General features: G+C 70.7%; 19 protein-coding genes and 1 pseudogene. 15 read left to right on the top strand and 5 right to left on the bottom strand.

From position 1 onward, the window contains the following. The first annotated feature begins 503 nt into the window (after nt 1-503). Both ACFVX4_RS02595 and ACFVX4_RS02590 read left to right on the top strand, forming a co-directional pair. Nucleotides 504-1,478 (top strand): transcriptional regulator, encoded by a 975-nt coding sequence (locus ACFVX4_RS02595; protein WP_389971194.1) that lies wholly within the window; start codon nt 504-506, stop codon nt 1,476-1,478. Nucleotides 1,479-1,779: 301 nt separating this feature from the next. Further along, the gene (locus ACFVX4_RS02590) at nt 1,780-2,184 is read left to right on the top strand and encodes a VOC family protein (RefSeq protein ID WP_389971192.1); all 405 of its coding nucleotides are present in this window, start codon (nt 1,780-1,782) and stop codon (nt 2,182-2,184) included. Between the two features lie 15 nt (nt 2,185-2,199). On the opposite strand, the gene ACFVX4_RS02585 is transcribed toward ACFVX4_RS02590, so the two are convergent. After that, nucleotides 2,200-3,129, bottom strand: a complete 930-nt coding sequence (locus ACFVX4_RS02585; RefSeq protein WP_389971190.1) for an oxidoreductase — start codon at nt 3,127-3,129, stop codon at nt 2,200-2,202. Nucleotides 3,130-3,214: 85 nt separating this feature from the next. Between ACFVX4_RS02585 and ACFVX4_RS02580 the strand changes: the two genes are divergently transcribed. Continuing rightward, nucleotides 3,215-4,003, top strand: coding sequence for a sulfite exporter TauE/SafE family protein (locus ACFVX4_RS02580; protein ID WP_389971188.1), 789 nt, complete (start codon nt 3,215-3,217; stop codon nt 4,001-4,003). Between the two features lie 21 nt (nt 4,004-4,024). Here the strand turns inward: ACFVX4_RS02580 and ACFVX4_RS02575 are convergent, their stop codons facing one another. Together ACFVX4_RS02575 and ACFVX4_RS02570 are read right to left on the bottom strand one after the other, a co-directional pair. Then, nucleotides 4,025-4,648, bottom strand: coding sequence for a class F sortase (locus tag ACFVX4_RS02575; protein ID WP_389971186.1), 624 nt, complete (start codon nt 4,646-4,648; stop codon nt 4,025-4,027). Nucleotides 4,649-4,747: 99 nt separating this feature from the next. Continuing rightward, nucleotides 4,748-5,443 carry a hypothetical protein gene (locus ACFVX4_RS02570; protein ID WP_389971184.1) on the bottom strand — a complete coding sequence of 232 codons (696 nt, stop codon included), beginning with the start codon at nt 5,441-5,443 and terminating at the stop codon, nt 4,748-4,750. Between the two features lie 600 nt (nt 5,444-6,043). Here ACFVX4_RS02570 and ACFVX4_RS02565 point away from each other — a divergent pair. The 4 genes from ACFVX4_RS02565 to ACFVX4_RS02550 all read left to right on the top strand — a co-directional run bounded on the left by ACFVX4_RS02565 (nt 6,044) and on the right by ACFVX4_RS02550 (nt 11,838). Beyond that, nucleotides 6,044-7,027, top strand: coding sequence for an ABC transporter permease (locus ACFVX4_RS02565; RefSeq protein ID WP_389971182.1), 984 nt, complete (start codon nt 6,044-6,046; stop codon nt 7,025-7,027). Between the two features lies 1 nt (nt 7,028). Beyond that, nucleotides 7,029-7,985 carry an ABC transporter permease gene (locus tag ACFVX4_RS02560; protein WP_389971180.1) on the top strand — a complete coding sequence of 319 codons (957 nt, stop codon included), beginning with the start codon at nt 7,029-7,031 and terminating at the stop codon, nt 7,983-7,985. Beyond that, nucleotides 7,982-10,063, top strand: coding sequence for a dipeptide ABC transporter ATP-binding protein (locus ACFVX4_RS02555; RefSeq protein ID WP_389971178.1), 2,082 nt, complete (start codon nt 7,982-7,984; stop codon nt 10,061-10,063). Before ACFVX4_RS02560 ends, ACFVX4_RS02555 begins: the two co-directional genes overlap by 4 nt. Before the next feature lie 92 nt (nt 10,064-10,155). After that, on the top strand, nt 10,156-11,838 hold the full coding sequence (locus ACFVX4_RS02550) for an ABC transporter family substrate-binding protein (protein ID WP_389971176.1): 1,683 nt from the start codon (nt 10,156-10,158) through the stop codon (nt 11,836-11,838). A 60-nt stretch (nt 11,839-11,898) separates the two neighbouring features. Here the strand turns inward: ACFVX4_RS02550 and ACFVX4_RS02545 are convergent, their stop codons facing one another. After that, nucleotides 11,899-12,699, bottom strand: coding sequence for an aminotransferase class IV family protein (locus tag ACFVX4_RS02545; RefSeq protein ID WP_389971174.1), 801 nt, complete (start codon nt 12,697-12,699; stop codon nt 11,899-11,901). An 87-nt stretch (nt 12,700-12,786) separates the two neighbouring features. Between ACFVX4_RS02545 and ACFVX4_RS02540 the strand changes: the two genes are divergently transcribed. After that, the gene (locus tag ACFVX4_RS02540; RefSeq protein ID WP_389971172.1) at nt 12,787-13,398 is read left to right on the top strand and encodes an NADPH-dependent FMN reductase; all 612 of its coding nucleotides are present in this window, start codon (nt 12,787-12,789) and stop codon (nt 13,396-13,398) included. Nucleotides 13,399-13,482: 84 nt separating this feature from the next. Continuing rightward, the gene (cutA, locus tag ACFVX4_RS02535; RefSeq protein WP_389971170.1) at nt 13,483-13,821 is read left to right on the top strand and encodes a divalent-cation tolerance protein CutA; all 339 of its coding nucleotides are present in this window, start codon (nt 13,483-13,485) and stop codon (nt 13,819-13,821) included. Between the two features lie 19 nt (nt 13,822-13,840). On the opposite strand, the gene ACFVX4_RS02530 is transcribed toward cutA, so the two are convergent. Then, entirely contained in the window at nt 13,841-14,551 is a 711-nt protein-coding gene (locus tag ACFVX4_RS02530; RefSeq protein ID WP_389971168.1) for a vancomycin high temperature exclusion protein, read from the bottom strand. A 215-nt stretch (nt 14,552-14,766) separates the two neighbouring features. Here ACFVX4_RS02530 and ACFVX4_RS02525 point away from each other — a divergent pair, with 215 nt between their 5' ends. From ACFVX4_RS02525 to ACFVX4_RS02500, 6 genes and pseudogenes are all read left to right on the top strand, one after another. Further along, the gene (locus ACFVX4_RS02525) at nt 14,767-14,979 is read left to right on the top strand and encodes a hypothetical protein (protein ID WP_389971166.1); all 213 of its coding nucleotides are present in this window, start codon (nt 14,767-14,769) and stop codon (nt 14,977-14,979) included. A 78-nt stretch (nt 14,980-15,057) separates the two neighbouring features. Beyond that, nucleotides 15,058-15,207: pseudogene (locus tag ACFVX4_RS02520) on the top strand (sirohydrochlorin chelatase); the annotation flags it as partial. An 87-nt stretch (nt 15,208-15,294) separates the two neighbouring features. Continuing rightward, entirely contained in the window at nt 15,295-16,605 is a 1,311-nt protein-coding gene (locus ACFVX4_RS02515) for a deoxyguanosinetriphosphate triphosphohydrolase (protein ID WP_389972076.1), read from the top strand. A gap of 377 nt (nt 16,606-16,982) precedes the next feature. Further along, the gene (locus ACFVX4_RS02510) at nt 16,983-18,242 is read left to right on the top strand and encodes an NAD(P)/FAD-dependent oxidoreductase (protein ID WP_389971164.1); all 1,260 of its coding nucleotides are present in this window, start codon (nt 16,983-16,985) and stop codon (nt 18,240-18,242) included. Between the two features lie 138 nt (nt 18,243-18,380). Beyond that, nucleotides 18,381-20,288 carry a DNA primase gene (gene dnaG, locus ACFVX4_RS02505; RefSeq protein WP_389971162.1) on the top strand — a complete coding sequence of 636 codons (1,908 nt, stop codon included), beginning with the start codon at nt 18,381-18,383 and terminating at the stop codon, nt 20,286-20,288. Nucleotides 20,289-20,538: 250 nt separating this feature from the next. Then, nucleotides 20,539-21,657 carry an RNA polymerase sigma factor gene (locus tag ACFVX4_RS02500; protein WP_389972074.1) on the top strand — a complete coding sequence of 373 codons (1,119 nt, stop codon included), beginning with the start codon at nt 20,539-20,541 and terminating at the stop codon, nt 21,655-21,657. The last annotated feature ends 128 nt before the right edge of the window (nt 21,658-21,785 follow it).

Below are 21,785 nucleotides of genomic sequence, written 5' to 3'. Positions count from 1 at the left end.
GCCGGACCATCTGACCCTCCGCCCCGGAGCCGCCGCCGGCCCAACGCGACCCTCAATGGCTCGGCGGCAACTCCGGAACACCCGGAGACGGCGGCACCCTGTGCGGGGGTGCCGCCGTCTCGTTTTGTTCTGGGGAAAATCGTTGTTCGACGTTGTTCCTTTTCTTCACCCATGAGACAGAGTTCGTTCAATAAGCAAAGAAATAGGCCGGGAACGGACCGGGATGCGGTCCATGGATCCCCATCCATGGACCGCACCCGGGTTACCCCCATCGGGCACGGTGCCGCACCGGCGCCCACCGCCGCCGGGTGAGCGAAACCCCCCACGGCCTTCACTCGCCCTTCCGGTGGCGCCGGATTCGTGCCCGACGCCGTACAGCTTTTCGGGTGATGGCGGGTCGGTGCGAGGCATTTCACCTCTGGCCGAAACCCCGTGGTGACGTGCTGTTACGGATCACCTACCCTGGGGTGGGGGTAGTTGCAGGTGCAACAGGTGGGGGATCGGTGCTGCGCATCCATATGTCCGGAGCGGACCTTTCCAGAGTGCGGATGGCCACCCGGCCGGACGCACTGTGGGAAACCACTCTGAGTTTCCATCGGCTGAGGGACCGGCGCGGTTCCGCGGTGTTCGGGAAATGGCGTACGGAAACCCGGCGTCGGTTGAACGGTGAAGTACGCCTGTTGTCCGCGGTGATACCACCGCGCGGCTATTTCCCGGATTTTCTGACGCCTTCTCAGGAAAGCGGCGAACCGTACGGCATCGACGCGGGAATGGCGGCATTACGCGGCACCCCGCCCGGCCGGGTCCTCGCCGAACTCGCCCTGCTCGGCGCCGAACGCCGCGACGCGGTCCGCTCCCCGGGCAACCGCGCCGAACCGCTCGGCAGGCTCGTCGACGCCCTGCGCAGCTACCACCGCGCCGCCATCGAGCCGTACTGGCCGCACATCCGGGCCAGCGTCGAGGCCGACCGCGCCGTACGCGGCCGCGCCCTCCTGGACGGCGGCGCGCACGAACTGCTCGCCTCCCTCCCGCCCATGATCCGCTGGCGGCCCCCCGTGCTGGAGGCGGACTATCCCGTCGACCGGGAGGTCCGTCTGGACGGGCGGGGGCTGCTGCTCCAGCCGTCCTTCTTCTGCCGCGTCACCCCGGTCGTCTACCGCGACCCGCGGCTCCCGCCGGTCCTCGTCTACCCGGTCACCCACTCCCGCGCCCCGGTCTTCGCCGAACCGGGCCCCTGGCTCGGCCGGCTCCTCGGCAGCACCCGCTCGACGGTCCTGAGCGCCATAGGGAACGGCTGCACGACCAGCGAGCTCGCGCTCCGGGCCGGAGTGTCCCTCGCCTCGGCGAGCCAGCACGCCTGTGTGCTGCGCGAGGCGGGCCTGATCCACACCCTGCGGCACGGCGGCTCGGTCCTGCACACGCTGACGCCCCTGGGCGGATCGCTGCTCCGGGGCGGCGCACCGCTCGCCATGTCCTGAGAGGCTGTCGGGTGACCTCGGACCGGGCGGCCACGCCCTGGCACGCACGCTTCCTGCGTTGTCGTCGGTCGCCAACGCTCCGCGTCGCCTCCCTCCTCCGCCTTGGGATCGCACGCACCAGACCGCGTCCGCTTTTCCGATCCGAGGTCACCCGACAGCCTCTGAGGCGGGAGGCACCCGGCGCGGCATGCGGGCGGGGCTCCGGGGCGGCAGAATTCTCTTCGCGGGCAGCGATGAGTTCCGGGAAGCCCCGCCGTCTACCTGTCGTACACGTTCGAACAACAGAGAGAGCGAAGCGACCATGCCTCAGATGATCTTCGTCAACCTGCCGGTCAAGGACCTCGAAGCGACCAAGGCCTTCTTCGGCAAGCTGGGTTTCTCGTGCAACCCGCAGTTCACCGACGAGAACACCGCGTGTCTCGTCATCAGCGACACCATCTTCGCGATGCTCCTCACCGAGCCGCGCTTCAAGGAGTTCACCAAGAAGGAGATCGCCGACTCCTCGAAGTCCACCGAGGTCATTCTTGCCCTGAGCGCCGAGAGCAGGGAGAAGGTGGACGAGCTGGTCGACACCGCCCTCGCCTCCGGCGGATCCCCCGCCAACGAGACGATGGACTACGGCCACATGTACGGCCGTTCCTTCCAGGACCCGAACAACCACATCTGGGAGGTCATGTGGATGGACCCGGCCGCCGTCCAGAGCTAGGGCCTCTCGTTCGGCTCAGGGGGCGAGGCCCGGATACGTCACCCCCGTGAGCTGCTCGGACGCCACCCAGAGCCGCTCGCTCGTCACCTCGTCGCGCGTCCAGCCCGCCCGCCAGGCGGGGGCGGGCGCGCCGCGCCAGCCCAGCAGTCCCGGCCCGGTGAACGAGTCGGGGCGCACGCCGGGCGCGGTGGCCGCGTACAGCGTGGGCAGCGCACCGGCCGAAGCGGGCTGGGCGATGATCCGGTTGCCGAGCTCGAAGACCCGCTCCACCGTCCTGCGGTTCTCCATCCGGGCGGCGGCGGACTGCAGATTGGTGGCCGCGTATCCCGGGTGCGCGGTGGCGGCCACCAGCCGGGAGCCGGCCTTCGTGAGCCGTCGCGCCAGCTCGTGGACGAAGAGCAGATTGGCGGTCTTGGAGCGGCCGTAGGCGATCCAGCGGCGGTAGTTCCGCTCGCCGTTGAGATCTCCCATGTCGATGTCGGACAGCGCGTGCATCCCGCTGGAGACGGTCACCACGCGGGCGCCGGGGGTGTCGAGGAGCCTGGGGAGCAGCAGCCCGGTCAGGGCGAAGTGCCCGAGGTGATTGATGCCGAACTGCCTCTCGAAGCCGTCGGCCGTCGTCCCGTACGGGAGGGCCATCACGCCCGCGTTGTTGATCAGCAGATCGAGCCGGTCGGGTGCGTGCGTCGCGGCGAACGCGCGCACCGAGCCCAGATCGGCCAGATCGAGCGGTACGAACGCCACGTCCGCGCCGGTCACGGCCTTCCGGATGCGGGACTCGGCCTCCCTGCCGCGCGTCTCGTCACGGCAGGCGAGCAGGACCCGCGCCCCGTGCCGGGCCAGCTCCCGGGCGGTGTTCAGGCCGATGCCGCTGTTGGCTCCGGTGACCACGGCCGTACGGCCGCTCTGGTCCGGGATGTCGTTCGCGTTCCAGCCGTGGCTCATGGGCTCAGCGTACGGCCGCTCGGGAAGCTCAGGTTTGGCTCAATCGGATGGACGGGGCACGGATCGCGTCCTTAGGGTCGCGATCATGCCCGACATAACCTTTACCGCCCTGGTCGTCCTCTGCCTCGCCGCAGCCGCCGCAGGCTGGATCGACGCGGTGGTCGGGGGCGGCGGACTGCTTCTGCTGCCCGCGCTGCTCCTGGGGCTGCCGCACGTCCCGGCCGCTCAGGTACTGGGCACCAACAAGGCGGTCGCGATCGTCGGTACGTCGGGCGCCGCCGTGACGTACGTGCGCAAGGCACCGGTGAAGGTCGGGACCGCGCTGCGGATCGGGCTCGCGGCGCTGGCCGGATCGATGGCGGGCGCGTTCTTCGCCGCCGGGATCAGCAGCGAGGTGCTCCGGCCGGTGATCATGGTGGTGCTGCTGGCCGTCGCGGCGTTCGTGATGCTGCGGCCCTCGTTCGGCCGGGACACGGACGACGGTGTTCGGCAGCGGGTCACCCGGGCCCGTACCGTCACCGCGATCGTGCTGGTCGGCGGCGGCATCGGCTTCTACGACGGGCTGTTCGGCCCCGGCACGGGGACGTTCCTGGTGCTGGCGCTGACCGCGGTGCTCCACCTCGACCTGGTGACGGCGTCCGCCACCGCCAAGATCGTCAACGTCTGCACCAACGGCGGCGCGCTGGCGATGTTCGCCTACCAGGGCAGCGTGCTGTGGCAACTGGCCGCGCTGATGGCGGTGTTCAACCTGGCGGGCGGGCTCCTCGGGGCGCGGATGGCGCTCAGGAAGGGCAGCGAGTTCGTCCGTGGCGTGCTGCTGGTCGTGGTGTTCTCGCTGGTCGCGAAGCTGGCCTTCGACCAGTGGACGGCCTGAGAGGCTGTCGGGTGGCCGGGCTCACCGGACGGAGGTCAGGTGCGCGTACGCCACCACATTGCCCTCGTATCCCGTCTCCTTCGAGAAGCCGCCGCCGCAGGTGATCAGCCGCAGCGAGGCGAAGGACGAGGCGCCGTACACCCGCTTGTCGGGGAAGTCGTCGCTCTTGTAGACCTCGATCGCGTCGAGGGAGAAGACGGCGGTGCGGCCGTCCTGGCGGACCACCTCGACCGTGCTGCCCTTCTGCAGGGCGCCCAGGTCGTAGAAGACCGACCGCCCCTGCGCGTTGTCCACATGACCGGCGACGATCGCGCTGCCCCTGGAGCCCGGGGGAGTGCCGTCCCGGTACCAGCCGACGATGTTGCGGTTCCCGGCCGGCGGCACATCGAGACTGCCGTCGGACCCGAGCCCGAGACGCATCATCGGTGCGTCCACCCGGATGCTCGGGATGCGGATGCGTACGGGGGCCGAGGCCTTCAGCGGTTCGGCGACCGGGGATCCCGGCTGCGGCTCCGGGCCGCCGGCGAAGGCCTGGGCGGCGGTCGGCCGGGGCGGGACCAGCTGGGTGTCGGCACCGTTCCGGATCAGCCAGACACCTGCCAGCGCTGCGATGACCAGCAGCCAGCCCTTGGCCTTCTGGGACACGGTCGTCCTCCCGGTGACGGAATGGGAACGGTCCCGTCCCGGTGGCGCGCGGCCACCGGGACGGAGACCAGGCGGTACGGAGACGTGAATCCGTCTCCGTCAGCCCGCTCCCTGCGTGCCGCTCGCCCGGCGACGCAGGAGCCAGGCTCCGCCGACGGCGGCCGCGGCGAGAACGCCGGCGCCCGCCGCGATCTGGGTGGTGTCGGGCCGGACGCTGCCGCCGACTCCGGTTTTGACGTGCCCGCTGGGGGCGTCACCGGGGCTGTGCCCGGAGGACGACGAGTCGTCGCGCCCCGACGAGGAGCTGTCGCGTCCGGACGACGACGCGTCGTCGCGCTTGCCCGAACCCTCCTCCTCGGACGGGCTCCGGCTCTCAAGCCCGCCCGAGCTGTCGTGCCCGGACGAGGACGAGTTGTCTTGTCCTGACGACGAGTTGTCGTGCTCCGACGACGAGCTGTCGCCCCGGTCCGTGTCCTCGTCGCCGGACGGGGTGTCGCGCCCGCTCGATTTGTCGACTCCGCCTGCGGAGTCGAGCAGTGAGGGCAGGTTGAGGCCGGAAAGGTTGTCGAGGCTGAACGGGTTGGCCGTGCCGGACCCGGTGCCGTCGCCCGAGCCTTCCTCGCCGTCGGCCCGTGTCCCGAGATCGCCGGTGGTCCGTGACGCGGTCTCGGCCGCACTGCTCCGCAGCGCGCCGGCATCACCCGCGTACGCGGGCGGCCCGGCGATGAGGAAGCCGAGCGTGGCTATGGTGACCGCGGATGTGGCGGTACCGGTCACTAGGCGGACAGGACGCATGGGGGGTTCCTCCGGCGATGGCGCGAGTAGGTGTGTCCTGACCCCGAGCTAACGGGCGGTCCGCCGCTCATGCCTGCTGACATGGAGTCAGCTTTCACTCGAACGGACCGGCGCGCCCTCCTTGCCAAGGTGTATTCGTGCAGGTCACGGCGGTGATCGAAGCGGCCGGGGCGGGTGCCGTGCCGCCCGGTGCCGATCGGGTGATGCCACCCCGGAAGAAAGTGGCGCACGTCACATGCATGACCTTGCGGGTCCCGGGCACACGTCTCACACCCCCCCACGGGACGGTGCACGAGGCCGCCCCCGGCCACCGCCCTCGCCGGGTCCATCCCCCCTGGACCCGGTGAGGGCGGATTCGTGCCGGAGGGGATCGGATCGCACACGCACGGTCACGACTTCTGGTCGATTGCTGCGGCAGCATTTCGGCCATGTGGCGAGAACGGCCAAACGCTGGTGCCGGCCACAGGTGTGGACCAAGCTGGCGCTCGCACATTCGTGCTCACGCTCCGTACTCAGAAAGCCCTCGCCGCAGATGCACACGCCTCCTATGTCCCGCGCCCCTGAGGTGCATCTCCCACGTGCGGGGAGGAGGTACCGGACATGGTGCGCTATGTGATCCGCAAGGCGACCGGCTGGCTCCTGATGATCGTGGTCGCGACCAACGCCACGTACTTCCTGGCCAGTTGGTTCCTGGACCCCCGGTCGAACTTCAAGGAGCTCCGCCCGGTCCGCACCGAGGCCCAGATCGACCGGGCTCTCGCGCCGTACAACCTGAACCCGCAGGAGCCGCTGGTGCACCGGTGGTGGGACTGGTTCACCTCGGTGGTGTTCCACTTCGACTGGGGCAGGTCCCCCACCGGCGTCTCCGTCAACGGGGAGATCGGCTACCGGGCGCTCATCAGCGGGGAGTTGGTCATCATCGCGACCATCCTGTCCGTGGTCATCGGCGTCACACTGGCCGTGTACACCGCGTCGCGGCAGTACGGCTGGGCCGACCGGATATCGCAGGCCGTGTCCATCGCGGTGTTCAACATCCCGACGTCCGTCGCCGCGCTCGCCGTGGTCTTCGTCGCCATCTGGCTGAACCAGCACGCCGGGCTGCACTTCCTCTACGTGGCCGGGGAGAACTCACCCAACGTCGAGGGGCTGCTCCCGACGATCGGCGACCGTCTGCTGCATCTGATCCTGCCGACCCTGAGCCTGACGCTGATGGGTTACGTCGGCTATCACCTGACGCAGCGTTCGCTGCTGCTGGACACGATCAACGCGGACTTCGTACGCACCGCCCAGGCCACCGGGCTCACCCGGTCCAAGGCGATCCGCAGGCACGCCCTGCGCGCCGCGCTCATTCCGACGGCGACATCCGTGGCGTTCAGCATCCCGGCCATGTTCACCGGCGCCGTCATCACCGAAACGATCTTCGGCTGGAACGGCATGGGCCGCTACTTCATCCAGACCATCGGCAAGAACGACGTGCACGGCACGGTCGCGACAGCAGCCTTCGCCGCTGCCCTGACCGCGATCGGCGCGATCCTCGCGGATGCCGCCACCGTCTTCCTCGACCCCCGAGTGAGGGTGAACTGACGTGGCTACAGACGTGACGACCGACGCCTCGTCCGGCGCGGCGGAGGACCCGGCGACGCAGCCGGCTTCCCCCGCGAGGAAGAAGGACGCGTCCCACCTCGGCCTCGGCCGGCTCTACCTGCGCCGCTTCCTGCGCAACCGCCTCGCCGTCGTCGGCGTGGTGATCTTCGTGCTGCTGGTGCTGTTCAGCGTGTTCGGCGGCCTGTTCACTTCGTACGCGTACTCCGACGCCGACTTCGCCGCACTCACCCAGCCGCCGAGCGGCACCCACTGGTTCGGCACCAACCAGGGCGGGAACGACATCTACGCCTCCGCGGTGCACGGGCTCCAGCGCTCCCTGGCCATCGCCGTGAGCGTCTCCGTCCTGACCGTCGTCGTCGCCGCGGTCATCGGCTCCAGCGCCGCGTACTTCGGCGGCCGGGTGGAGAAGGCGACACTCGCCGTCATCCACTTCCTGCTGGTCGTCCCCTCGTTCCTCATCCTCGCCCTGGTCTCCCATCGCCTCGCCGGCGACTGGCGGGTCCTCATCGTCGTGCTCACGGTGTTCGGCTGGATGTCCACCGCGCGGGTCATCTGGTCCGTCTCGACGTCACTGCGGGAACGGGACTACGTGACGGCGGCCGAGTTCATGGGCATCAGCGCACCGCGCATCATCCTGCGCCACATCATCCCCAACCTCGGCTCGCTGCTGATCGTCAATCTGACGCTCGGCGTCGTCGCGACCGTACTCAGCGAGACCGCCCTGTCCTTCCTCGGATTCGGCGTCCAGACCCCGGACGTCTCCCTCGGCACGATGCTCGCGGACGGTGCGAGCACCATCACGAGCGCCCCGTGGCTCTTCGCCTTCCCCGCGGGCCTGGTCGTCCTGCTCACCGTGTCGATGACCTTCGTCGGCGACGGGCTGCGCGACGCCCTCGACCCCACGTCCGTGACCGGTGCGGCAGGAGGCCGACGATGACTCTCACGACCCTGGCCGAATCCCCGGCACCCACCGACGCCACCCCCGTGCTCTCGGTGCGGGACCTGCGGATCACCTTCCCCTCCGAGGCCGGCCCCGTCGAGGCGGTGCGCGGCGTCGACTTCGATCTCCTGCCGGGCCGGACGCTCGGCATCGTCGGCGAGTCCGGCTCGGGCAAGTCGGCCACCGCGATGGCCGTGATGGGCCTGCTGCCGCCCTCCGCCGAGCTGCGAGGTCAGGTGCTGCTCGACGGACGTGATCTGATCGGCCTCGCCGACAAGGAGCTCTCCGCGATACGGGGCAACTCCATCGGCATGGTCTTCCAGGACCCGCTGTCCGCGCTCACCCCGATCTTCTCCGTGGGCAGGCTGCTCTCCGACGCCCTGCGCGTCCACCAGGACCTGACGAAGCGGGCGGCCTGGGAGCAGGCCGTCGAACTGCTCGATCTCGTCGGCATCCCTGACCCGCGGGGCCGGGCCAAGTCGTTCCCGCACGAGTTCTCCGGCGGAATGCGCCAGCGTGTCGTCATCGCGATGGCGATTGCCAACAAGCCCTCCGTGCTCGTCGCGGACGAGCCCACCACCGCCCTCGACGTCACCGTGCAGGCCCAGATCCTGGACGTCCTGCGGCTGGCGCAGAAGGAGACCGGAGCCGGGCTCGTCCTCATCACGCACGACCTCGGGGTCGTGGCCGGCCACGCCGATGACATCGCCGTGATGTACGCGGGCCGGTTCGTGGAGCGCGCGGAAGTCGACGAACTGTTCCGCCGGCCGACGATGCCGTACACCGCGAGGCTGCTCGCCGCCGTGCCCACCGTGGACAGCGGGGTCCACCGGCCGCTGGTCCCGATCGGCGGGGAGCCGCCCGCCCTCGTGGACCTCCCGGGCGGCTGCCCCTTCGCGAGCCGCTGCGCCGTCGCCCAGGACGCGTGCCGGGCCGACGAGCCCGGACTGCGCGAGATCACCGGGCACGGGCACGTCGCCTGCCTGCGCGCGGACGAGATCGCCGACGGAACCCTGGACCCCGCCGGAGACGTGGGGCCGGGCGACCTGCCGAGCGGGTCCGGGCACGCGGAGACCGGCGAGGTGGTGCTCCGGGTCGAGGACCTCGTCAAGACCTTCCCCGTCACCAAGGGCGCCCTCCTCAAGCGCCGGGTCGGCACGCTGCACGCCGTCAACCGGGTGAGCTTCGAGCTGCGCGCCGGGGAGACCCTGGGGCTGGTGGGCGAATCGGGCAGCGGCAAGACCACGACGCTGCTGGAGGTCCTCCGGCTGAAACAGCCCGAGGGCGGGCGGATCGAGGTCGCCGGAACCGATGTCGGCACGGTCGAATCCGCCGCCCGGGTAAGGGAGTTGCGGCAGGACGTACAGATCGTCATGCAGGATCCGCTGGGGGCCCTGAACCCGCGGCTGCCCGTCTTCCAGCTGCTTGCCGAACCCCTCCAGGCCATCGGGCGGGACCGCGAGTCGATCCGCTCCCGGGTCCATGAACTCCTGGCGCTGGTCGGCCTGGACGCCTCGGTCAGCGGCCGTTTCCCGGCCGCGCTCTCCGGCGGCCAGCGCCAGCGGGTCGGCATCGCCAGGGCCCTGGCGACCGAGCCGAAGCTGCTCGCCCTCGACGAGCCGCTCTCGGCCCTGGACGTGTCGGTGCAGGCCGGGGTGATCAACCTGCTGGCCCGGCTCAAGCGCGAACTCGGGCTCGCCTACCTGGTGGTCGCCCACGACCTGGCCGTGGTCCGGTACATCTCCGACCGCATCGCGGTGATGTATCTCGGGCACATCGTCGAGACCGGGGACACGGAGACGATCTTCTCCGATCCCAAGCACCCCTACACCCGGGCGCTGTTGTCGGCGATCCCGGTGCCCGACCCGCAGCGGGAACGCGCCCGCGAACGTGTCGTGCTCCAGGGCGAGCAGCCGAGCGCCACCCGGCCGCCCGCGGGCTGCGTCTTCGTCGACCGCTGCCCCCTGTACCGCCTCGCCGACGAGGACGTGCGCCGGCGCTGTCGCACGGAGCGTCCCGAGCCGGCGGCGGTGGCCGGACGCCCCGGCCACCAGTACGCCTGTCACGCCGTCTGAGCCCGCTCACGGCACTCCGGGGCCACCGCGCCGCCCCGCCCGCAAACACAGCTCGTCCCTACGTTCACCGAACCAGAAGGAGCCCTTCCGCCATGCGCGCAAGACTGGCCCTGCCCATCGCCCTCGTCGCCGCCGTCTCGGTCGCAGCCACCGCGTGCGACGCCTCCTCCGGGAAGGACGGGTCCGACGCGGCGGGCAAGGACACCCCCAAGGCCGCATCGGCCGCGGCCGACTACAACCCGGTGCCGTACGACCGGATCAAGGACGGCGGCACCTACACCACCGCCGGGACCTTCGACGACCAGGGCAACCCGTTCAACGTCAACGCCACCCTGACCGCGTCCCGGGTCTGGGCCTGGTACAACGCCGACGCGATCACGTACTCGCCCACCGGCGAGGTGCAGTACAACCCGGACTACTACAGCGACGTGAAGGTCTCCGTCGAGGGCGGCAGGCAGAAGGTCACGCTGACGATCAACGAGAAGGCCACCTTCAACGACGGCACCCCGATCGACTGGACCGCGATCGAGGCCACCTGGAAGACCAACAACGGTTCGAACAAGGCCTACGACGCCTCCTCCACCGACGGCTACGACCAGATCTCCTCGGTCCACAAGGGCGAGAACGCCAAGCAGGCCGTCATCGAGTTCAAGGGTGTCAACGCCTCCTGGACGACCCTGTTCACCACGTTCCTGCACCCCAAGGCGGCCACCGTCACCAACTTCAACAAGGCGTACGTCAAGAAGGCCCACCCGGAGTGGGGTGCGGGCCCGTACACCGTCGGCAAGTGGGACACCCACTCGGGCGGCATCACCTTCGTCCGCAACCCGAAGTGGTGGGGCAAGAAGGGCAAGCTCGACAAGCGCGTCTACGTCAACCTGGAGTCGACGGCCGCGGTCAACGCCTTCAAGAACGGCCAGCTCGACTACACCTCGGCCATCGACGCGGAGAGCCTCAAGCAGGTCAAGGGGCTCAAGGGGACGGAGATCCGCAGCGGCGGCAGCCCCTTCGAGTACTCGCTCTACTTCAACACGAAGTCGGCCAACCTCTCGGACACGGCCGTCCGCAAGGCCATCCAGGAGGGCATCGACCGCTCCCAGATCGCGAAGATCCAGTTCCAGGGGCTCGACTACAAGGAGCCGCTGCCCGGTTCGGCGGTGCTGTACAGCTTCCAGAAGGGCTACCAGGACAATGTCTCCGCCGTCCTGAAGTACTCACCGGACGAGGCGAAGAAGACGCTCGACGCGGCGGGCTGGAAGCCCGGCAGCGACGGCATCCGCGTCAAGGACGGCAAGAAGCTGGAGGTCGGCTACACGATCCTCGGCGACGAGCCGCTGGACAAGGCCATCGCCGGCGCCTTCACCGCGATGCTGAAGCCGGTCGGCGTCGAGGTCGTCACCAAGAAGGCCGACGAGGCGGACTTCTCGAAGATCCTCAGCGACCGCAGGTTCGACCTCTTCCTGTCCGGGAACCGCTCCATGGACCCGTTCGGTGCCCGCTACCTGTGCGACTTCTACTGCTCGGACCGTGACTCCAACATCACCGGCTCCGGTACGCCGGCCCTGAACAAGGAGATCCGCGCCACCGCCGACATAGCGGACCTGGACGAGCAGGTCGCGGCGGTCAACAAGGTCGAGCAGAAGGCGCTCCAGCAGTACGCCTTCCTGCCGCTGTTCAGCGGACCCTCGACGTACAGCGTGAAGAAGGGACTCGCCAACGTCGGCGCCACCATCTTCTACAGCCCGCTCCCGGAGACGGTCGGCTGGGAGAAGTAGTCCACGCCCACCCGGGTCCCGCCCCGGTGCGGTCGCTCGACCGCACCGGGGCGGGGCGCGTCAGATGGTGTCCCAGCGCGCACCGTCGTACGCCTGCCCGATCCGTTTCATCAGCTCCTCGTCCACCGCGAATTCCGTGTCGTCGATCCGCCCGACCGGCGCGACGCCCTGCGAGTTGGTGAGGAACGCCGACCGGAAGGCGCCCAGCCCGTCCAGGGTCACCGGACGCCGCACGGACGTCAGCCCCGCGGCGGGCAGTTCCCGCTCCAGCAGTGCCATGGTGATGCCGAGCAGACAGGGGGCGTCCGGCCAGACGACCGAAGTGCCGTCCCAGAAACCGATGTTGGTGATCGCGCCCTCCGTCACCGCACCGTCCGGCAGGGTCAGCAGGGCCTCGTCGAACCCGGCGCGGGCGGCCAGCTGCGCGTAGTACGTCTGGCCGAACTCGCCGGGCCGCTTGATGTGCGGCGCGGTGCGGGCGTACGGGACGGACATCAGGCCGTGCGGTTCGGCGGACTTCCGCGCCGGCTCCCGCACCGTGACCATGACGGTCGTCTCCGTGTCGCCCGGAGGCAGATAGCCGTGGACCCGGACCGAGGCGTCCCGCACCCCGGCACTCTCCAGCGCGTGCCGGATCAGTTCGCGGACCCGTGCCCCGTCCAGGCCGCGCTCGAACAGCTCCTGGTTGGCGGCGTCCAGCCGGGCCAGATGCAGGGCCAGGCCGCGCACCTTTCCGTCCCTGACCTGCATGGCCGTGAAATGGCCGTAGCCGAGGAAGGCCGGAATCCGCAGGTCCGCCTCGGTGGCCGGATGTCCGTCGAACTCGGCGTACGGGGAGGGCGCGGGCGGGGGAGTCGTCATGCCGTCCACCGTATGCCGCGACGCCCGGCGGCGGGACCCGGCGAAAGGACTTGACCTCAACCATGGTTGACATACGAGCCTCTTCGCATGGACCTCACCACAGCACCCACGCCCCCTTCCACCGCACCCCTGAAGGTCGCGGTCATCCTCGCCAGCAATCGCGAGGGACGGTTCGCCCCCGTCGTCTCCGACTGGTTCCTCTCGCACACCGCCCCCCACCCCGACATCGAGACCGATCTGATCGACGTCGCGGAACTCGACCTCCCGGTCGCCCTCTCCTACCGGCCCGACGCCGACGCGCAGGCCCGACTCGCCGCCGTTTCGCCCCGGTTGGCGACGGCCGACGCCTTCGTCGTCGTCACCCCCGAGTACAACCACTCGTACCCGGCCCCGTTGAAGAACCTCATCGACTGGCACCGCGCCGAATGGCAGGCCAAGCCCGTCGCCTTCGTCTCGTACGGCGGGGTATCCGGCGGGCTGCGCGCCGTCGAGCACCTGCGGCAGGTCTTCGCGGAGCTGCACACCGTCGGCATCCGCGAGACCGTTTCCTTCCACGACGCGGGCGCACTCTTCGACGACGAGGGCAGGCACCGGGACCCGGCGGGCTGCGACGCGGCGGCCAAGGTGCTGCTCGACCAGCTGGTCTGGTGGGGGCACGCCCTGCGCGACGCCAAGGCCGTCCGACCGTACGGCGTCTGACCCGGGAACGCTGCGCCGCGCCGCGACGTCCCCGACAATCGAGGGGTACCGGAACACACGCGACCGACCCCGCAGGAGCCGAAGGTGACGACGACGGCATGGCTGACCGTACTGACCACGACGGACAGCGAGGAGAAGGCCCACTCCCTGGCGCAGGGCGCGGTGGAGGCGCGGCTCGCCGCCTGCGTACAGATCTCCGCGCCCGTCACCTCGGTCTACCACTGGCGGAACGCCATCGAGACCACCGAGGAGTGGCAGCTGCTGTTCAGGACGACGGCCGAGCGGTACGACGAACTGGAGGCCCACCTCCAGGAGGCGCACGACTACGAGACCCCGGAGATCATCGCGATCCCGGTGCTACGGGGCAGCGCCCGCTACCTCGCCTGGGTCTCGGCCGAGACCGCCCCGGTCACCTCCCTGTAGCCCCGGGCCCGTCCCGGGGCTACTCCCCGTGCGCCGCCAGCGCCTCCCCGATCCCCGGCTCCCGCGGCCCCAGGAAGTACGGGTCGGGCTTGAACACGGCGTCCAGCGCCGCCTTCCCCGCCGCGAACACCTCACGCGTCCCGCCGTAGTACCAGGTCGCGTCGTGCACGGCGTCCACGCCGACCCCGTACGCGTCGATCCCCGCGGACCGGCACAGCGCGATTGCCCGGCGGATGTGGAACCCCTGGCTCACCAGCACCGCGCGGTCGACCCCGAAGATCTTCTTGGCCCGCACGCACGAGTCCCAGGTGTCGAACCCGGCGAAGTCGCTCACGATCCGCTTGTCCGGCACCCCGTGCTCCCTGAGATAGGTGCGCATGGCATCCGGCTCGTCGTACTCCTCGCGGCTGTTGTCACCGGTCACGAGCACGACCTTCACCTTGCCGTCCCGGTACAGCTCGGCGGCGGCCTTCAGCCGGTTGGCGAGATACGGCGAGGGTCTGCCCTGCCAGAGCCCCGCCCCGAACACCATGGCCACCTGCTGCGCGGGCGCGTCCGCGGTCGTCCTGACCCGGGCGTCGGCGACGGAGTACATCCAGGTCGCGGGCGCCAGCGCGAGCACACACGCGACCATCACCCCCTGCACGGCCCGCCGCTGCCCACGCCGGGTCCGCGGCCACCGCGGCCGCAACCGCCCGAGCAGCTGTCGTCCCGGCCGCTTCACCCGCATGGGAGCCCCCTTTTTTTCCGTGCCGTGCTCCGTCGTCCCACATGATCGGACGATTCACGGGCCGAAAGGGTTCTCGAACGGGCAGGATGAATGCCATGAACCGAACCGGGGCCGAGGACGACTGGGTGACGATCGCCGCGTACGAGAACCTGAAGGGTGCCCTGCACCCGGCTGCCGCCGCCCGCGCCTGACTACGGGACCGGGGCATCGACTGGATGCCGATACCCGCCGGTGAACTGCGCTGCGACCTGGCCTGCGCCCCGGGCCCGGACGGCCACTGGCGCGGCTGGATCACCGTCCGCGCCCGCGCCTCGGCGCTGCGCCCCCTGGGCCTCCACCCCGACCAGCCCACCTGCCGCCCCACGGCACCCTCGCCCCCGGGGTGGTGGCACGCGGCGGCGGAGCGGGCGGCCCGGCGGCCCCGGTGAACCGGCGGCACGGAGGCTCCACGGCACCCGTCACCCGCCCGCAACGGCGCGGCAACCTCGGTCCCGCACCATCGGACCATGACGCAGCCGGCACCGGCACCAGCCCAGGAGTCCCTGCCCCTCGACAGCACGGCGCAACTGCTGACCCGCATCACCGCACAGCTCGGCACCCAGCTCGGACTCGTCGCGCTGAACGGAACCCGGAGGACCGCACCGACGCTCCCGGCGGCGGAAAACCTGATGAACGGACATTTCCGGGCGACCACCTGAGCCTTCTTGTCGGTCCGGCCGTTTACTGTCGGAACCATGGACGGCATGGACGGTACGCAGGGCACACAGGACCACGGCACGGCCCCCTACGGCGCGGCCGACGCCCAGCGCTGGGACACCGAGCCGGACAAACGGCCGGGCCGTACCGCGTTCCAGCGCGACCGCGCCCGGGTGCTGCACTCCGCCGCGCTGCGGCGGCTCGCCGGGAAGACCCAGGTCGTCACCCCGGGCACCCGCAGCCATGCCTGGGACGCCAGTCCGCGTACCCGGCTCACCCACTCCCTCGAATGCGCCCAGGTCGGCCGCGAGCTCGGGGCCGCGCTCGGCTGTGACCCCGACCTGGTCGAGACGGCCTGCCTCGCCCACGACCTGGGCCACCCGCCGTTCGGACACAACGGGGAGCAGGCGCTCAACGACTTCGCGTCGGACTGCGGGGGCTTCGAGGGCAACGCCCAGTCGCTGCGCCTGCTGACCAGACTCGAACCGAAGCGGTTCGTGCCCGACACCCGCACCGGCGAACTGGTCAGCGTCGGGCTCAACCTGACCCGTGCCGCCCTGGACGCCGCCACCAAGTACCCGTGGCCGCGCGGCGCGCACCCCACCGACCCCGGCTCGCCGAAGTTCGGGGTGTACGAGGACGACCTCCCGGTCTTCGAATGGGCCCGCGAGGGGGCGCCGAAGGACCGCAAGTGCTTCGAGGCCCAGGTCATGGACTGGTCCGACGACGTCGCCTACTCCGTGCACGACTTCGAGGACGGGCTGCACGCCGGGCACATCGACCCCAACTGCCTCTACGCCGAGCCGGAGCGGAACGAGATCTGGGCGGTCGCCATCGGCCGCTACGTCCCCGCGGACACCGAGCCCCAGGAGCTGGCCGACGCGCTGGACCGGCTCATCGCCCAGGACTGGTGGCCGCACGACTACGACGGATCCGCCGTCGCCCAGGCCCGGCTGAAGGACGCGACGAGCCAGCTCATCGGCCGGTTCTGCCTCGCCGCCGAGAGCGGCACCCGGCAGGCGTACGGGACGGGCCGCCTCGGCCGTTACGCCGCCGAGCTGGTCGTCCCCCGCGAGGCCCGCAACGAATGCGCCGTGCTCAAGGCGGTCGCCGACCGGTACGTCATGCAGCGCGCCGAACAGGAGGCGATCCGCGCCGACCAGCGGATCGTCATCGCCGAGCTGGCCGCCGCGCTGACCGCACGCGCCCCGGAGGGGCTGGAGCCGCAGTTCCGGGCACTGTTCGACGCCGCCCGCGACGACAGGGCCCGCAAGCGGGTCCTGGTCGACCAGATCGCCGCACTGACCGACGCCTCGGCCCGCTCGCTGCACGCGGCGCTCACCGAACGCCGCCGATGACCGGCGCCCACCCCGGTCATGGTGATCCGTCCCGTTTTCGCCTTGTCTGCGAGCCGTGCCCCATCCCGCGGGCCGCACCGCGCAGACTGGCCCTGACCACTAGGCCCTGTCGTCAAACTGCCGTCTGCCGTGCGATCGCACGCACCGGACGCCGCGCGGCCGCCCTCCGGGCGGCGACGCCAGTTTGACGACAGGGCCTAGGGTTCTTCGTTTGGATCAAGCCGGGCTCGCGGGGCCCGATCCCTCCTGCTCCGGCCCGATCCGAACGAGAGACCCCGGGTGTGACCTGATCGGGGTACACCCTCTTTCGCCATCACGCTGCGTGCGGGACGCTCGCAGTTGGCGGCGCCGCGCAGCAAGCACCGAGGAGGCATCAAGTGGTCGACGCACATCGGACGTTCGTCATCGTCGGCGGAGGACTGGCGGGAGCGAAGGCGGCCGAGACACTCCGGGAGGAGGGTTTCAGCGGCCGGGTGATCCTGCTCGGCGACGAACGGGACCATCCGTACGAACGGCCTCCGCTCTCCAAGGGCTATCTGTCCGGCAAGGAGGAGCGGGACAGCGTCTTCGTCCACGAGACCGCCTGGTACGCGGGCGCCGACATCGAGCTGCACCTGGGACAGCCCGTCACCTCGCTCGACCGGAAGGCCCGCGCCGTACAGCTCGGCGACGGCACCGTCGTCCACTACGACAAGCTGCTGCTCGCCACCGGGGCCGAACCCCGCCGCCTCCCCGTACCGGGCACGGACCTGGCCGGCGTCCACCATCTGCGCCGCCTCGCCCACGCCGACCGGCTGCGCAACGTACTGGCCGCACTCGGCCGCGACAACGGCCATCTGGTGATCGCCGGGGCCGGCTGGATCGGACTGGAGGTCGCGGCGGTGGCGCGCGGGTACGGCGCCGAGGTCACCGTGATGGAGCCGGAACCGACCCCGCTGCACCAGGTCGTCGGCCCCGAACTCGGCCAGATCTTCACCGATCTGCACCGCGACCACGGGGTCCGCTTCCACTTCGGCGTCCGCCTCACCGAGATCATCGGCCAGGACGGCCTGGTGCTCGCCGTCCGCACTGACGACGGCGAGGAGCACCCCGCCCACGACGTGCTCGCCGCGATCGGCGCCGCGCCCCGCACCGCCCTCGCCGAGACCTCCGGACTCGCCATGGCCCCACGCGCGGACGGCGGCGGCATCGCCGTCGACGCCTCCCTGCGCACCAGCGACCCGCACATCTTCGCGGCCGGTGACGTCGCCAACGTGGCCCACCCGCTGCTCGGCACCCGGCTGCGCGTGGAGCACTGGGCGAACGCGCTGAACAGCGGCCCGGCCGCGGCCCGCGCCATGCTCGGCCAGGAGGTCAGCTACGACCGGGTGCCGTACTTCTTCTCCGACCAGTACGACCTCGGCCTCGAATACTCGGGCTGGGCGCCGCCCGGCAGCTACGACCAGGTGGTCATCCGGGGCGACGCGGGGAAGCGGGAGTTCATCGCCTTCTGGCTGAAGGGCCGCCGGGTGCTGGCCGGGATGAACGTCAACGTGTGGGACGTCACCGAGACCGTGCAGGGACTGATCCGGTCCGGCCGGCAGATCGACCCGGACGCGCTGGCGGACCCGTCGGTCCCGCTGGAATCCCTGGCCTGAGCCCTGCCGGACAGGCCCGGCCGTTCCGCCCGGCGGCCCCGGACGGAACGACCCGGCCGGTCCGCCCGGCACCACCGGGTTCCACGGATCACATCGGCACGCGGCACGGCTGTCGTACCCCACCCGTAGACTTCACCCGTGGCAGGCAGGATCAATGACGACGACGTGAAGGCGGTACGGGACGCGGTCCCGATCGACGCCGTCGTTTCCGAGTATCTCCAGCTGCGCAACGCGGGCGGTGGCAACCTCAAGGGCCTCTGCCCGTTCCACGACGAGAAGTCCCCCTCCTTCCAGGTCAGCCCGAGCAAGGGTCTCTTCCACTGCTTCGGCTGCCAGGAGGGCGGCGACACGATCGCCTTCGTGCAGAAGATCGACCATCTGACGTTCGCGGAGGTCGTCGAGCGGCTCGCCGCCAAGGCGGGCATCACCCTGCGGTACGAGGAGGGCGGGTACAACCCCTCCCACCAGCGCGGCGAACGCATCAGGCTGGTCGAGGCGCACAAGGTGGCCGCCCAGTTCTACGTCGAGCAGCTGGACAGCCCCGAGGCCGAGATCGGCCGGAAGTTCCTCGCCGAGCGCGGCTTCGACCAGGCGGCCGCCGCCCACTTCGGCATCGGCTACAGCCCGGCCGGCTGGGACCACCTCACCCGCTATCTGCGCGGCAAGGGCTTCAGCGACAAGGAGCTGATCACCTCCGGCCTCTCCCAGGACGGCAGGCGCGGCCCCATCGACCGCTTCCGCGGCCGGCTGATGTGGCCGATCAGCGACACCTCCGGCGACGTCGTCGGCTTCGGCGCCCGCAAGCTGCGCGACGACGACAACGGCCCGAAGTACCTCAACACCCCCGAGACCGTGATCTACAAGAAGTCCCAGGTGCTGTACGGGATCGACCTGGCGAAGAAGGACATCGCGAAGGCCAGCCGGGCCGTGGTCGTCGAGGGCTACACCGACGTCATGGCCTGTCATCTCGCCGGGATCACCACCGCCATCGCCACCTGCGGCACGGCCTTCGGCGGCGACCACATCAAGATCCTCCGCCGGCTCCTGATGGACAACGGCAGCGCCCGGGTGATCTTCACCTTCGACGGTGACGCGGCCGGGCAGAAGGCCGCCCTGCGCGCCTTCGAGGACGACCAGAAGTTCGCCGCGGAGACGTACATCGCGATCGCCCCGGACAATATGGACCCCTGCGATCTGCGTCTGGCCAAGGGCGACGAGGCCGTCCGCGACCTGGTCGACCCCCGCACCCCGCTCTTCGAGTTCGCGCTCCGCCAGATCGTCGGCCGGTACGACCTGGAGACCCCGGCGGGCCGCGGCGCCGCGCTCGACGAGGCGGCCCCCGTCGTCGCCCGGATCAAGAACAGCTCCTCGCAGCACGAGGTAGCCGTCCAGCTGGCCGGCATGCTCGGCATCCTGGACACCCAGTTCGTCGTCAAGCGCGTCGGCCAGCTCGCCCGCTGGGCCCGCGAACGGGGCGACCAGCGGGGCCCCGCCCAGCCACCCTCCCGCGGCGGCCACCAGCACCAGCAGGTCCAGGCGCCCGCCGCCCCCTCGGGCCCCGCGCTCAACCTCCGCAGCCCCGCCCACCGCACCGAGCGCGAGCTGCTGAAGCTCGCCCTGCAGAAGCCCGCCCTGGTCTCCCCGGCCTTCGACGCCTACGGGGTGGACGAATTCACCGCCCCGCCGTACGCCGCCGTCCGGCAGTGCATCGCGGAGGCGGGCGGCGCGGAGCTGGGCGTCCCCGAGACCCGCGAATACCTGGTCCAGGTCCTGGACGCGGCCCCCAACGACACGGTGCGCAATCTGGTCACCGAGCTCGCCGTCGAGGTCTTCCACGGCAAGACCATCGACGAGACCTACGCGGGCATGCAGCTCGTCCAGGTCCGGCTGCGCGCCGTCGACCGCCGGATCGACGACGTCCAGGGCAGCCTCGCGCGCCTCGGCAGCAATGTCGCCCCGGACCATCTGGCGGCCGCGCAGAACGAGGTCTGGGTCCTCCAGCAGTACGCCCAGTCCCTGCGCAACAGCGGGGCCGACGCGCTCTGAGAGGCTGTCGAGCGCCCTGCGGGCAAGGGCCAGTCCGGCGGATCATGGCCGGGGTCGCGCCCGATCCGCCGGACAGGCCCAAGCGCCCCCGCGTAACCGACCGGTCACGGACCGGACTCAGAAAGTCGCCGCACGCCCCTCGTGGCGGCGATGTGTCTTCCCCCACACTGGGGGGCGGTGCCTGAGACATCGGAGCGCGGCCGGCCCACCGAACGGTGGTCCTCCATCCCCGCGGTCCGGCAGCGATCACCTGGAGGTCGCCCCCGTGCAGACCCGGACCCTGACCGAAACCGAGCATGTCTCGGCCATCCCCGCGCAGAACCGGGCCGTGCGCCATCCGGAGGCCGCGGTGGAGCCGCCGACACCGACCGACCCGCCCGAGCCCCCCGAGGCACTCATGGAGGAGTCGCCCCGGGTGCCCGAGCCGCCCGAACCGCGGAGCCGTCCGGAGACCGCCGGTCCGTCCTCCGACCTCTTCCGCCAGTATCTGCGGGAGATCGGCCGGATCCCCCTGCTCAGCGCCGCCGACGAGGTGGAGCTCGCCCGCCGGGTCGAGGCCGGACTCTTCGCCGAGGAACGACTCGCGGGCACCCCGGATCCGGACACCCGGCTGGCCGTCGATCTCGACCGGCTGGTGGTCATGGGGAGGATGGCCAAACGCCGCCTCATCGAGGCCAACCTCCGCCTCGTCGTCTCCGTCGCCAAACGCTATGTCGGCCGCGGGCTGACCATGCTCGATCTGGTCCAGGAGGGAAACCTCGGGCTGATCAGGGCCGTCGAGAAATTCGACTACGCCCGGGGCTACAAGTTCTCCACGTACGCGACCTGGTGGATCCGGCAGGCCATGTCCCGCGCCCTCGCCGACCAGGCGCGGACCATACGGGTCCCGGTCCATGTCGTCGAACTGATCAACCGTGTCGTACGGGTCCAGCGCCGGATGCTCCAGGAACGCGGCTACGAGCCGACGGCGGAGGAGGTCGCCGGCCAGCTCGACCTCACCCCGGAGCGGGTCGGCGAAGTCCTGCGGCTCGCCCAGGAACCGGTCTCGCTGCACGCCCCGGTCGGCGAGGAGGACGATGTCGCGCTCGGCGACCTGATCGAGGACGGCGACGCCGCGTCCCCGGTCGAGTCCGCCGCTTTCCTGCTGCTGCGCGAGCACCTGGAAGCGGTGCTCTCGACCCTGGGCGAGCGCGAGCGGAAGGTGGTCCAGCTGCGCTACGGGCTGGACGACGGACGGCCCCGCACCCTGGAGGAGATAGGAAGGATCTTCGGCGTGACGCGTGAGCGCATCCGCCAGATCGAGTCCAAGACCCTCAGCAAACTGCGGGACCACGCCTTCGCCGACCAGCTCCGCGGCTACCTCGACTGACGGCACGAGGGCCCGGACCGGCGGGGGGGGGGGTTGGGTCTCGGGTGTGAACAAGCGGGCTTTCTCTAACACCTCTATGACCACCCGCACCCAATATGCCCCACACCCCCACGCGTCACCACGCTCCG

The sequence above is a fragment of the Streptomyces sp. NPDC058240 genome (assembly GCF_042882135.1).
GTDB lineage: Bacteria > Actinomycetota > Actinomycetes > Streptomycetales > Streptomycetaceae > Streptomyces.
The sequence above is the reverse complement of the archived record's forward strand: the minus strand, read 5'-3'. Positions and strand labels throughout refer to the sequence as shown.